Origin of the sequence: Methylobacterium sp. NPDC097929 (genome assembly GCF_049543375.1) — a bacterium.
Lineage (GTDB): Bacteria > Pseudomonadota > Alphaproteobacteria > Rhizobiales > Beijerinckiaceae > Methylobacterium.
In genome coordinates this window covers 138,401-151,897 of sequence record NZ_JBMVEP010000005.1, presented here as the reverse complement: position 1 = coordinate 151,897, position 13,497 = coordinate 138,401, and the positions used below count along the sequence as shown (strand labels likewise).

Genomic DNA, 13,497 nt, shown 5'->3' with positions numbered 1-13,497 from the left:
GGGCGAAAACCAAGGTGTCCTCGATCTTGGATTTAGGCAAGCTTGACCTTGTGTGCCTCGGCCTCCTCGGCGATCTCGGCCTCCGCGGCGAGGTAGCGCCGCCGCATCGGCTTCAGCACGAAGACGGCCAGGGCCGCGGCCGAGATGTTCAGGGCGATGATCAGCCCGAACACCGCCGACCAGCCATAGGCCGACGAGAGAACGCTGGCCAAGGGCACGAGGAAGGCCGCCGTTCCCTTGGCCGTGTAGAGAAGCCCGGCATTGCTCGCCGCGTACTTCGAACCGAAGGTGTCGCCACAGGTCGCCGGGAACAGCGAGTAGATCTCGCCGAACACGGCAAAATACATCGCCGTGCTCAGCACGAACACGACCGGGTTGCGTCCGTAGCCCAGCAGCAGGATGCAGGCTGCCGCCGCGATGGTGAAGGCGATGAACATCGTGTTCTCGCGGCCGATGTTGTCCGAGACCCAGCCGAAGAACGGCCGGCCGAACCCGTCGAAGATGCGGTCGAGCGAGATCGCCAGCGTCAGCGCCGCCATCTGCAGCCCGAACAGGTTCATCGTCACGCCGGCCACTTGGAAGTCGTGGGCGATCGGGGCGATCTGCGCCGCCGCCATCAGGCCGCCGGAGGCGACCATCACGAACAGGGCGTACATCGTCCAGAACACGGGCGTGCGCACCGCCTCGCGCGGGCTGCGGTCGATCTTGGTCTGGGGCAGGCGCAGGTTCTTGCGCCGGACCGGCACGGCGACGGTGGGCTTGCGCAGCAGGAACGAGAGCAGGACGACGACGAGCCCTTGCCCGAGGCCGAAGACGAGGAAGGCCTGGGCGTAGCCGCTCGACGCGATCATGTTGGCGATCGGGATCACGGTGATCGCCGCGCCGGCGCCGAAGCCCGCCGCGGTCGCGCCCGCGGCCAGTCCCCGGCGATCGGGGAACCACTTGAGGGCGTTGCCGACGCAGGTGCCGTAGACCGAGCCCGCGCCGATGCCGCCGATGACGGCGGCCGCGTAGAGCAGGAAGAGGGAATCGGCGTAGGCGTTGAGGGTCCAGGACAGGGCGATCATCACGCCGCCGAAGCAGACCACGATGCGCGGTCCGTAGCGGTCGACGAACCAGGTCTCGATGGGCACGAGCCAGGTTTCGGTGGCCACGAAGATGGTGAAGGCGAACTGGATCGCGGTGCGGCCCCAGTGGTGCTGGGCGTCGATGGGATCGACGAACAGGGTCCAGCCGTACTGAAGGTTGGCGATCATGGCCATGCACAGCACGCCGAAGGCGAGTTGCCACCATTTGGCGGAAGGCGCATCCATATGCGCGTGCGGCTCGGCCGGTTGGTTATCCATCCGGTTACTCCCTAGTCGTTTCTGATGTTACCCAAACGGCATCATGCATAACGATGTCAGGTGTACAATATACCAGCGGTATAAATTTTCTATAATGACCGATTTGCAATTAATCCTTCAAATAAAAAATATATATTACGGATTAAAATGATCGGATTAACTTTCTGGTCCGCGCAGTCGGGATTGCCCGCAGGCGTCTGCGTCCGACTTAATCCTTCATGACTAGGTTGCGCTGAGTGCAATTGTGCTCATGGGAGCTTATGCCAGTATCGCCGCCCCGAAAGCTTGGCTATCGCGCACCACGAGGACACATGCTTTATCCTACCACGATGCCGTTGCTGTCAGGTCTCATCCTCTTCAGTCTCTCATACATAAACTATGCGAGATCGAGTTCGGCGGATGGAGGCACGTACGATGAAATCGGTGAGTAACCGCATGTTCTCGCGCAGTTTTTCGAAAATCGATGTAGCGGTGATTTCGTCGCTCATTCTGGTTCTTGCTGGCGTGAAAGCCATGATCTTAGTCAAGGTGATCGGCGTACCGTAACTCATGAGGGGGGCGGTTCGGCAGGCCGCCTCCCTTCGTTGCCGCCGTCGCCTCTGTCTTCGAAGCGGACGGCGGAGCTGTCGCACGAGGGCGGCCAGGGCGGGTGTGGCGTCGCTCATCGTGACCCGAGCCGCTCTGCGATCCGCCCTCTCGGGAAGGCTTGCAGGCTGCGCCGACCGTCAATCGGCTTCTACAGAGCCTCGCCCCGCAGCAGCCGCGGGGTCTGCCCCCGCAGAGCCGAGGCCTGCCCGATGAAGAAGCGCTTGAGACCCGGCATCCGGTCGACGAGGCCCAGCCCGAAATCGCGGGTCAGGCGCAAGGTCAGGCTGTCGTTGGAGAACAGGCGGTTGAGCCCGTCGGTCGCCGCCGCCATCGCCACCGTGTCGAACCGGCGGGCCTGCTCGTAGTCGCGCAACACCGCGTCCGCGCCGGGATCGAGCCCGAGCCGCAGGGCGCCGGTCACCGCCTCCGCGAGGGCGGCGGCACCGGCAAGGCCGAGATTGAGCCCCTGGCCCGCCAGCGGATGGATGACGTGGGCGGCATCCCCCAGGAGGGCGAGGCGGGGCGCCCGGAAGCTGCGGGCGATGCCGAGATGGAGCGGGTGGGCGCTCGGGCCGTGCTCCAGCGCGATCCGCCCGAGTTCCGCTCCGAACCGGCGCTCGATCTCGGCCAGCGTCTCGGCGGCGTCCCCGCCGAGCAGGGCCGGCACGTCGGCGCTGCGCTCGGTCCAGACGATGGAGGAACGGTGGCCGAGTTCGCCGCCCGCCGCGAGCGGCAGGATCGCGAAGGGGCCGCTCGGCAGGAAGTGCTCGAAGGCCCGGCCCTCGTGGTCGCGCGCGTGCTGAATCGTCGCGACGATGCCCGATTGCGGGTAGGACCAGCCGACCCAGCCGATGCCCGCGCCCTCGCGCAGGGCCGAACGCGCGCCGTCGGCGGCGACCACCAGGACGACGCTGGACTCGCTCCCGTCGCTCAGGCTGACCCGGATCGCGCCGGGGCCCGGCACGGCGGCGCGCACGCCCGCCGCGACGAGGCGCACCCCCGCCTCGCGGGCCGCGTCGAGCAGCACGCCGACCAGGGGTTCGGCCTCGACCATGTGGGCGAAGGGCTCGCCTTCGCCGCGCGCCTCGGTTCCGTCGCCGAAGGTGAGGAAGACCGGGCGCACCGGATCGCCGACGCGGCTGTCGCTGATGACGAGGCGGCGCATCGGCTCCGCCGCCGCTGCGATCCGGGGCCACAGGCCGAGCTGTTCGTACATCCGGCGCGGTCCCGCCGCGACGGCGTAGGCGCGCCCGCGATGGCGCCCGGCGCCCGCCTCCAGCCCGGGATCGCAGACGATCACGTCGAGAGCGGGCCCATGCGCCCGCTTCAGGGCGACGGCGAGGGTGAGGCTGGCGATGCCCGCGCCGGCCACGAGCAGGCTGCGGCTCCCGGCGCGGCGGCCCCGGGGAGGATGATCCGTTGCGCTCATGACGCCTCCTTCTCCCTCCGATCCCGGCCTGAGGTCCGCGCGGGCGGCACGGCGGGGGCCTCTGATAGCCTGCTTGCCGCCCGCCCGCATCCCGTCGCGGCCGGCACGATCAGCGACAGGATCGGCTCGGCGAGGTCGGAGGACGGCGAGCCCGGCGTGGCAGCGCGCGGCCGGGCTGCTATCTCCCCCGCGTGCCGCCTCGCCCGGGGGCGTGCGCCGATCCGTCTCGAAAGCCGCAGCGAAGCCCTCATGCCCGATCCCGTCGACGCGCTCCTCGCGATCCTCGATCTGGAACGTCTGGAGACGGATCTGTTCCGGGGCGTCAGCCCCCGGATCGGCTGGCCGCGGGTGTTCGGCGGGCAGGTGGTGGCACAGGCGCTGGTCGCCGCCTCCCGCACGGTGGAGGCGGCGCGCCCGCCCCACTCGCTGCACGCCTACTTCCTGCTCGGCGGCGACCCGTCGATTCCGATCGTCTACGAGGTCGAGCGCATCCGCGACGGCGGCAGCTTCACCACCCGCCGGGTCAAGGCGGTCCAGAAGGGGCGGGCGATCTTCGCCATGTCCGTGTCCTTCCACGAGGCGGAGGCGGGCGTCGAGCACGCCGCCGAGCGGCCCGACGTGCCGGGACCGGATTCGCTGGCCGATGCGCGCACCCTCGCCCGCGAGGAGGGGACCATCGTGCCTGAGCCGATGCTGGCCTACTTCACCCAGGCTTGGCCGATCGAGCTGCGCCCCGTCGAGACCGAGCGCTACCGCGACCGCACGCCGAGGCCCGGCCGCTACCATGTCTGGATGCGCACGACGAAGGCCCTGCCGGACGATCCCGCGATCCACCGGGCGGTGCTCGCCTACGCCTCGGACATGACGCTCCTCGATGCGACCCTGATCCCGCACGGGCGCACGGTGTTCGACCCCGAGATCCAGTCCGCCAGCCTCGACCACGCCCTCTGGCTGCACCGCCCGTTCCGGGCCGATTCCTGGCTGCTCTATTCGCAGGACAGTCCGACCGCCTCCGGCGCCCTGGGCTTTGCCCGCGGCACCTTCCACGACGAGCAGGGCCGCCTCGTCGCCTCCGTCGCGCAGGAAGGTCTGATCCGCCGCCGCCGCACGTGATCGACCTCGGGCAGGCTCGCCCGAAGCCCTCTGCCAAGCTGCAATCTGGCGCCGAAAGCGTCTGATTGCCTTTTTGTTAGGCATATTTCGCGCGCCTGCTGCCCGGATGCTGGCCAGCGCTCGCTTATGTTCTGGGCAGAAGGGCGGCTCGGCAAAAGGTTCCGCTTGGCACGGTCTTTGAATGAAGGCGCCCGGTCGCAGGATCATTCCGATCCTGCGCAACCGCTGGGTCTCGGCCGGTGCGCGGCCGGCGGTGGGAAGGCTGAACAAAGGGGGCGCCGCCCATGAAAATCGTGATGGCGATCATCAAGCCGTTCAAGTTGGAGGAGGTTCGCGACGCCCTGACCGGTATCGGCGTCCACGGACTGACCGTGACCGAGGTCAAGGGCTACGGCCGGCAGAAGGGCCATACCGAGATCTATCGCGGCGCCGAATACGCCGTGAGCTTCCTGCCCAAGCTCAAGATCGAGGTGGCGGTTTCGGCCGACCTCGTGACCAGCGTGATCGACTCGATCGCGGGGGCCGCCCGCACCGGCCAGATCGGCGACGGCAAGATCTTCGTGATGCCGCTCGAGAAGGCCGTCCGCATCCGCACCGGCGAGACCGACGCCGACGCGCTCTGAGATTTTCTCCCGCGCCGGCCCCGTCCGCCGCCGTCACCGGGACCTTCATCCCATCCGGCGAGGCGCGTCCGCGCCGCAACCCTTTCTCCACAACGCTCGACGCCTTGCGATCAGGAGCTTCCTCTCCATGAAACTACGTAACCTTCTCGCGCTCGGCCTGGGAGGGGCCGCGCTCGGCCTCCTCCTCGTCGAGCCGTCCCTGGCGCAGGGGCCAACGGTCGAGGCCGCGCCTGCCGCGCCCGTTCCGAACAAGGGCGACACCACCTGGATGCTGCTCTCGACCGTCCTCGTCCTGCTCATGATCCTTCCGGGTCTGGCGCTGTTCTACGGCGGCCTCGTGCGCACCAAGAACATGCTCTCGGTGCTGACCCAGGTCTTCGCCATCGCCTGCATCGTCTGCCTGCTGTGGGTCACCTACGGCTACAGCCTCGCCTTCACCAACGGCGGCGGTCTCAACGACTTCGTCGGCGGCTTCTCCAAGGCCTTCCTCAAGGGCGTCGACGCCAACTCGGTGGCGGCCACCTTCTCCAACGGCGTCGTGATCCCCGAATACGTCTACATCTGCTTCCAGATGACGTTCGCGATGATCACCCCCGGCCTCATCGTCGGCGCCTTCGCCGAGCGGATGAAGTTCTCGGCGCTCGTCGTGTTTACCATCCTCTGGGTCACCCTGATCTATTTCCCGATGGCCCACATGGTCTGGTACTGGGGTGGCCCGGACGTCTTCGCCGACGCCGCGCGCAAGCTCGCCGCCGCGGGCGGTGAGGCGAATGCCGCCGCGAAAGCCGACTACGACGCCGTGCTGGCCGATGCCGGCAAGCTGTTCCAGTGGGGCGCCCTCGACTTCGCCGGCGGCACCGTCGTGCACATCAACGCGGGCATCGCCGGCCTCGTCGGCTGCCTGATGCTGGGCAAGCGCATCGGCTACGGCCGCGACCTGCTCGCCCCGCACTCGCTGACCATGACCACGATCGGCGCCTCGCTCCTCTGGGTGGGCTGGTTCGGCTTCAACGCCGGCTCGAACCTCGAGGCCAACGGCACCACGGGTGTGGCCATGATCAACACCTTCGTCGCCACCGCCGCGGCGGCCGTCTCCTGGCTGTTCGTGGAATGGGCCGCCAAGGGCAAGCCGTCGCTGCTCGGCATGCTCTCGGGCGCCATCGCCGGCCTCGTCGCCGTCACCCCGGCCGCGGGCTTCGCCGGCCCGATGGGCTCGATCGTGCTCGGTCTCGTCGCGGGCGCCGCCTGCTTCGTGATGTGCTCGACCGTGAAGAACGCGCTCGGCTACGACGACTCGCTCGACGTGTTCGGCGTCCACTGCGTCGGCGGCATCATCGGCGCCATCGCCACGGGCATCCTGGTCTCGCCCGACCTCGGCGGCGCCGGCATCCCCGACTACACCACCAAGCCCGGTGAACTCGTCCTCGGCTCCTACGACATGGTCAGCCAGGTCATCACCCAGGCGAAGGCGGTGGGCTTCACCATCCTGTGGTCCGGCATCGGCTCGGCGATCCTCTACAAGCTCGTCGACCTGACGATCGGTCTGCGGGTGACGCAGGAGGAGGAGCGCGAGGGTCTCGACATCGCCGATCACGGCGAGCGCGCCTACAACTACTGAGAACCGGGCCGCCCTCCGGGCAGGCTGCAAAACGGGGCCTCGGCGCATCGCGCCGGGGCCCTTTTCGTGTGCGGATCGCGGATGGACGACGATCCCCGGATGCCACGGCATCGGATCGTTTTTCGTGATCAGTTCGGCTTTGCCGCGCCCGAGATCCTAACAAGGGATGAAGAGATGCTGTCCGTCGTGCGGGACGATTGACTGGGGCAGGATTTTCGGCGTGCTCTTCTTGCAACAATCTTCTGGCTAAGGTTGTCGCAGCGCAAAATTGCCCCTAAATTAGGCAATTGCGCAAAACTTGATTTTGCGGTGAACGCCCGAGTTCGGCACCTTGGCCGTATCGAAGTGCGGGGCTGAACCACAATGACGATCAAGACCAAAATCCTGGCCGCGGGCGCGGCTTTCACCAGCGTCGCCACCATGCCGGTCCTCGCGGCCGACATGCCTGCCGCCAGGGCGCCCGTGATCGTCGAAGAACACTGCAAGGCCGCGATCTCGACCCCGACCTTCGGCGGCCTCATCAAGGCCAATCCGAACCCGGCCTGCTTCGTCACCGGCATCGGCGACATCTATGTCGGCGGCGCGATCACGGGCTTCGCCTACACCCAAACCAACGCCTTCGGCATCCTGTCGCCCGGCGGTGAGCAGGACCGCTTCGGCCGCGTCGACTTCTCGAACCTCCAGGGCTGGATCCAGAAGGCCGACGGCCCGCTCCAGTTCTACGTCCATGCCGGCCTCTACTCGATCCCGGCGCTCGGCCTGCCGCTCTACTCCTCCTTCGAGCAGACCGAATCGCTGTTCGGCCCGATCCCGGTGGCCTTCGGCAAGTGGCAGATCAACGACGAGTGGTCGATCCAGGCCGGCCGTATGTTCACCAACATCGGCTCCGAGCTGCTGTTCTCCTATCAGAACCTGAACATCTCCCGCGGTCTGGTCTTCAACCAGGAGAACTTCATCAACCAAGGCGTCCAGGTGAACTACGCCAGCGGACCCTTCGCCGCCTCGCTCGCCGTGACCGACGGCTTCTACTCCGGCGAGCTGAACTGGGTGACGGGCTTTGCCACCTACAAGCTCGACGACTCGAACACGATCGGCATCAACGGCGGCACGCACTTCGCCGATTTCGACGCCTCGACCCGCAGCCCGCGCTTCCAGTTCGCGACGATCAACTCGCTGCAGAACAGCAGCATCATCAGCGTGAACTACACCTACGCCAACGGCCCGTGGATCGTGACGCCGTACTTCCAGTATACCAACGTCGCCCAGAAGGATAACTACTTCTCCCCGATCGCGGGCGCCGAGACCTGGGGCGGTGCGATCCTGGCCGGTTACACCTTCACCGACAATTTCGCTCTCGCCGGCCGTCTCGAATACATCGCCCAGTCCGGCACGCCGGGGATTCTCTCGGGCTCCGGCTCGACCAGCGTCCTCTACGGCCCGGGCAGCTCGGCCTTCTCCTTCACCATCACGCCGACCTTCACCTGGGACCGCTACTTCGTCCGCGGCGAGTTCGCGACCGTCCAGGCCTACGACGTGACCCCCGGCTTCGGCTTCGGCCGCGACGGAAGCAAGCGGTCGCAGGAGCGCTACCTGCTCGAGACCGGCTTCACCTTCTGAGGCGTCCCGGCCGGCTCGCCGGCAAGACACCGCGACGCTGCGAGAGCCCCGGAGAGATCCGGGGCTTTTCGCGTTTCATGTCCTCGCGGCACCCGCGTCAAGCCATTGTCTCCGTGAGGGTTTTCAAGGCAAAGTCCGGCCTCGTCGAGCGGGGGCGTTTCCTTAGCCCCCCGTTAACCGCCCGGCGTTAGCCTTACCGGACCGTTGCCACGTGACCGGTTTGCGCATGCGTTCCCTCCGCCGCTCCGCGTCGCCCTACGACACGTTCGTCGACAGTCTTCGGCCGTTCCTGGCCAAGCGGTTGACGGAGTGCGGCGGCCTGATCCTCTTCACCGGCGCCGTCGCGCTCACGGTCGCCCTGGCGACTTGGTCGATCGACGATCCGAGTCTCAACCACGCCACCGACCAGCGCGCCCACAACGTGCTCGGGCGCCCCGGCGCGGTCGTGGCCGACCTCGCCATGCAGCTCCTCGGCCTCGGCTCGATCGCGCTCGCGGTTCCACCCGTCCTGTGGGGCATCCGCCTGATGCGCGAGCGCGACCTGCCGCATGGCGGCCTGCGCATGGTCCTCTGGTTCGTCGGCGTGCTCTGCGTGAGCGCGGTCGCGGGCGCCCTTCCGCCGACCTCCCGCTGGCCGCTGCCCACCGGCATGGGCGGCGTGGCGGGCGACGCGCTGCTTGCCGGCACGCGGATGCTGATCGGGCCGCTCGCGAGCTTCGCCGGCTTTCTGTTCGCGGGCATCGCCATCCTCAGCCTCACCGCCGCCTGCCGGGTGACCAAGCCCGACTTCGAGGAGGAGGACGAGGCGCCCTACGGCGCCCCGCGCCCCGCCGCCCGCTCCACCCGCGTCTCAGCCTACGACGAGCGCCACGACGCGGACGAGCCGAGCCTCGGCATCCTCTCGCTGGGCGCCCTCGCGCAGGCGGTCATGCGCGGCCGATCCAAGATCCGCGGCCGGCTCGAATCCTGGCAGGCGCCCGCCGACCGGGCGGAGGATCTCGCCTATGCCGGCGCCTCGCCTGCGCTCGCCGCCCGCCGCGCCTTTACGGACCCGGAGGAGGCGCCCTGGGCGCCCGAGGCCCGCGAGCGGGCCGCCCCCGGTGCCCGGCGCGAGCCGCTGTTCGACGACGCGCCCGGCGAGGACGCGCCTGCCCCCTCGACGCCGCCCCGCGCTGCGGCCCCTCCCGCCGAGGAGGACGAGCCGGCGACCGAGCCGGCCTCGCGGGTGTCGCGCCCGCTGCCGCAGGCCGCGCCGGCGCGGCCGCGGCCGGTCGAGCCCCGGCGTGAACCGGGCGATTACCGTCTACCCGCCCTCGAACTTCTCGCCCGTCCGCGCGATGCGGCGCCGGGTTCGGAGGTCTCGGCCGAGGCGCTGGAGCAGAACGCCACCATGCTGGAGGCCACGCTGCAGGATTTCGGCGTGCGCGGCGACATCCTCGCCGTGCGCCCCGGCCCCGTCGTCACCCTCTACGAGCTGGAGCCGGCGCCGGGCACCAAGTCCAGCCGCGTCATCGCGCTCGCCGACGACATCGCCCGCTCGATGTCCGCCGTCTCCGCCCGCGTCGCCGTGGTCCCCGGCCGCAACGCCATCGGCATCGAGTTGCCGAATGCCAAGCGCGAGACGGTTTTTCTGCGCGAGCTTCTCGCTTCCGCGGATTTCGTGGAGACCAAGCACAAGCTGGCGCTGTGTCTGGGCAAGAACATCGGCGGCGAACCCATCATCGCGGATCTGGCCCGCATGCCGCACCTGCTGGTGGCCGGCACCACCGGCTCCGGCAAGTCGGTGGCCATCAACACCATGATCCTCAGCCTGCTCTACCGGCTCAAGCCCGAAGAGTGCCGCCTGATCATGGTCGATCCCAAGATGCTGGAACTGTCGGTCTATGACGGCATCCCGCACCTGCTCTCCCCCGTCGTCACCGATCCGAAGAAGGCGGTCATCGCCCTCAAATGGGCCGTGCGCGAGATGGAGGAGCGCTACAAGAAGATGTCCAAGGTCGGTGTGCGCAACATCGACGGCTTCAACGCGCGCCTCGAAGAGGCCCGCGCCCGCGGCGAGACCCTGACCCGGACCGTCCAGACCGGCTTCGACCGCTCCACCGGCGAGGCGGTCTACGAGGACGAGGTCATGGACCTCAACCCGTTGCCCTACATCGTGATCGTGGTCGACGAGATGGCCGACCTGATGATGGTGGCGGGCAAGGACATCGAGGGCGCGATCCAGCGTCTCGCGCAGATGGCGCGCGCGGCCGGCATCCACCTGATCATGGCCACGCAGCGCCCCTCGGTCGACGTCATCACCGGCACGATCAAGGCGAACTTCCCGACCCGCATCTCCTTCCAGGTCACGAGCAAGATCGACTCGCGCACGATCCTGGGCGAGATGGGCGCCGAGCAGTTGCTGGGCCAGGGCGACATGCTGTTCATGGCCGGCGGCGGGCGCACCACCCGCGTGCACGGGCCGTTCTGCTCGGACTCCGAGGTCGAGAGCGTGGTGGCCCACCTCAAGCGCCAGGGCCGGCCCTCCTATCTCGAAGCCGTGACCGCGGAGGAGGGCGAGATTGCCTCCGGCGGCGCCGCGTCCGAGGACGGCCCGGTCTTCGATGCCGGCCAGTTCGGCGGCGGGGAGGGGGCCGACCTCTACGAGCAGGCGGTCGCCGTGGTTCTGCGCGATAAGAAGGCCTCGACGAGCTACATCCAGCGCCGCCTGCAGATCGGCTACAACCGCGCCGCCTCGCTCATGGAGCGCATGGAGACCGAGGGGCTCGTCGGGCCCGCCAACCACGCAGGGAAACGCGAGATCCTGGTCGAGCCCGAAGCCCAGGATTACTGAGCCGCTTCATCCACTGACAAACGTCGAGCGCGCCGTCCTCCACCGAGGGCGGCGCGCTTCGCGTTTCGGGACCCGTCCTGCTTCGGCCGCCCGGCCGCCACGAGCCCTACAGCGCCCGATTCCGACTCGACAACGGCCAAGCTCCGAATTATAGCACGAGCTATAAAACGGAGTGAGTGGTCTTATGTCGAGGGTGCGCTATGGCTTTCGGCGCTGGGCGCGGATCGGTGTGCTCGGTCTGGCGGTCTTGCCGGCCCAGGCCGAAGAGGTTTCCCTCGAGGAGATCAGCGTGACCGCGGACAAGCCGGCCCGGCGCACGGGCGACGGCACGCCGCCCGGCATCCTCCCGGTCGTGGCCGACCGCTTCTCGACGGTAACCGTCGTCCCCGCGAGCGAACTGGCGCGGGCGCAGCCGACCTCGCTGGGCGAAGCCCTGTTCGACAAGCCCGGCGTGTCCGCCTCGACCTTCGCCCCCGGCTCCGCCTCGCGGCCGATCATCCGCGGCCTGGACAACCACCGCGTCCGCATCCTCGAGAACGGCACGGGCGTGCAGGACATGTCCGATCTCGGCGAGGACCACGCCGTGCCGATCAACCCGCTGATCAACGACCGGATCGAGGTGATCCGCGGGCCGGCCGGCCTGCGCTACGGCTCCCAGGCGGTCGGCGGCGTCGTCTCGGTCGAGAACAACCGCATCCCGACGAGCATCCCCGTCGGCGGCATCGCGAGTCGGGTGACGACCGGCTATTCGGCCGTCGACAACGGCCGCAACGTGGCGGCCACGGTCGATGCCGGCAGCGGCAACGTCGCGGTCCACGCAGACGCCTTCAAGAGCGCGGCGGACGATTACAACACCCCGCTCGGCATCCAGCGCAACTCCTTCAACGAATCGCAGGGCGGCGCCTTCGGCACGTCCTACCTGTTCGATCGCGGCTTCGTCGGGCTGTCCTTCAGCCACTTCGATTCCGTCTACGGCATTCCCGGCCTCGGTTCGGCCGCGCAGCGCACCCGCCTCGACCCGACGCAGGACAAGCTCCAGGCCCGGGGCGAGTATCGGCCGCTGGAGGGACCCATCGCGGCGATCCGCTTCTGGGCCGGCGGTTCGAACTACCGGCACAACGAGTTCGGGACCGGCCCGAACGGCGTCGAGGACATTGAGGCGGTGTTCAAGAACCGCGCGGTCGAGGGGCGGATCGAACTCGATCACGTCCCCGTCGAGACGGCGTTCGGCACGCTGACCGGCTCGTTCGGCTTCCAGGCCGACCGGCGCAAGCTCCGGATCTCGGGGGCGGAGGGCGGCCTCCTGCGCCCGACCGACACGCGGGTGCAGGCCGCGTACCTGTTCGAGGAACTGGCGCTCGGCGGCGGCCTGCGGTTCCAGGCGGCGGGCCGCATCGAGGGCAACCGCGTCGCCGGCACTCAGGCACTGTTCCCCTCGGACTTTCTGCCCGACGGCCCCGGCGACGAGCCGGTGGAATCGCGCCGGACCCGCCGCTTCGCCCCGAAGAGCGCGAGTTTCGGGGCATTGCAGGATCTGCCCCACGGGTTCGTGGGAAGCCTGACCGGCTCCTATGTCGAGCGCGCCCCGACCTCGCCCGAACTGTTCTCGCGCGGACCGCACGAGGCCTCCGCCACCTTCGAGATCGGCGATCCGAACCTGAAGCCGGAGCGCGCCCGCACCGTCGAGGTGGCGATCCGCCGGGCGGAAGGGCCGTTCCGCCTCGACGCGACCGGTTACGTCACCCGCTACACCGGCTTCGTCTACAAGCGCCTGACCGGCTTCACCTGCGGCGACACCTTCGGCAGTTGCGGGATCGGCGGCGGGGATTTGCGGCAGGTGGTCTATTCGCAGGCCAACACGACCTTCTTCGGCGCCGAGATCGGCAGCCAGCTCGATCTCGTGCCCGTGGGCGACGGCTTTGCCGGCATCAGCGCTCAGTACGACTTCGTGCGGGCGCAGTTCGACGACGGCAGCTTCGTGCCGCGCATCCCGCCTCACCGCGTCGGCGGCGGCGTGTTCCTGCGGGCGGATGGCTGGTTCGCGCAGGTGAGCCTGCTGCACGCTTTCGCGCAGACGCAGACCGCCGCGCTGGAGACACCGACGCCCGGCTACAACGACCTGAAGGCGGAGATCGCCTACAGCCGCCCGCTCGATCCGGCGGTCCACGGCCTGAGCGAGGTGACGCTGGGCCTGCGCGGCACCAACCTGCTCGACGACGTGATCCGCAACGCCGCCTCCTTCCGCAAGGACGAGGTGGTGCTGCCGGGCCGCAACGTGCGGCTGTTCCTGACGGCGCGGTTCTAGATCATCGTGCCGGATATCGTATCCG

9 protein-coding genes are annotated in these 13,497 nt (G+C 68.6%); 7 read left to right on the top strand and 2 right to left on the bottom strand.

Translation table 11 applies throughout. From position 1 onward, the window contains the following. Positions 1-32 precede the first annotated feature (32 nt). Entirely contained in the window at positions 33-1,346 is a 1,314-nt protein-coding gene (oxlT, locus tag ACPCJR_RS14765; protein ID WP_391513960.1) for an oxalate/formate MFS antiporter, read from the bottom strand. A 399-nt stretch (positions 1,347-1,745) separates the two neighbouring features. Here oxlT and ACPCJR_RS14760 point away from each other — a divergent pair, with 399 nt between their 5' ends. Beyond that, entirely contained in the window at positions 1,746-1,892 is a 147-nt protein-coding gene (locus tag ACPCJR_RS14760; protein ID WP_391513962.1) for a hypothetical protein, read from the top strand. Positions 1,893-2,082: 190 nt separating this feature from the next. Here ACPCJR_RS14760 and ACPCJR_RS14755 read toward each other — a convergent pair whose 3' ends face one another. Next, positions 2,083-3,363, bottom strand: coding sequence for an FAD-dependent monooxygenase (locus tag ACPCJR_RS14755; RefSeq protein WP_391513964.1), 1,281 nt, complete (start codon positions 3,361-3,363; stop codon positions 2,083-2,085). Between the two features lie 249 nt (positions 3,364-3,612). Between ACPCJR_RS14755 and ACPCJR_RS14750 the strand changes: the two genes are divergently transcribed. The 6 genes from ACPCJR_RS14750 to ACPCJR_RS14725 all read left to right on the top strand — a co-directional run bounded on the left by ACPCJR_RS14750 (position 3,613) and on the right by ACPCJR_RS14725 (position 13,472). Then, entirely contained in the window at positions 3,613-4,476 is an 864-nt protein-coding gene (locus ACPCJR_RS14750) for an acyl-CoA thioesterase (protein ID WP_391513965.1), read from the top strand. 284 nt (positions 4,477-4,760) lie between these two features. Continuing rightward, positions 4,761-5,099: a P-II family nitrogen regulator gene (locus ACPCJR_RS14745; RefSeq protein ID WP_110353398.1), complete on the top strand. Its 339-nt coding sequence runs from the start codon at positions 4,761-4,763 to the stop codon at positions 5,097-5,099. A 127-nt stretch (positions 5,100-5,226) separates the two neighbouring features. Continuing rightward, positions 5,227-6,717 (top strand): ammonium transporter, encoded by a 1,491-nt coding sequence (locus ACPCJR_RS14740; protein WP_110353399.1) that lies wholly within the window; start codon positions 5,227-5,229, stop codon positions 6,715-6,717. Positions 6,718-7,080: 363 nt separating this feature from the next. Continuing rightward, the gene (locus ACPCJR_RS14735; protein WP_391513966.1) at positions 7,081-8,334 is read left to right on the top strand and encodes an outer membrane beta-barrel protein; all 1,254 of its coding nucleotides are present in this window, start codon (positions 7,081-7,083) and stop codon (positions 8,332-8,334) included. A gap of 226 nt (positions 8,335-8,560) precedes the next feature. Beyond that, positions 8,561-11,167 (top strand): DNA translocase FtsK, encoded by a 2,607-nt coding sequence (locus ACPCJR_RS14730; protein WP_391513968.1) that lies wholly within the window; start codon positions 8,561-8,563, stop codon positions 11,165-11,167. A gap of 184 nt (positions 11,168-11,351) precedes the next feature. Then, the gene (locus tag ACPCJR_RS14725) at positions 11,352-13,472 is read left to right on the top strand and encodes a TonB-dependent receptor (protein ID WP_391513970.1); all 2,121 of its coding nucleotides are present in this window, start codon (positions 11,352-11,354) and stop codon (positions 13,470-13,472) included. Positions 13,473-13,497: the final 25 nt, after the last annotated feature.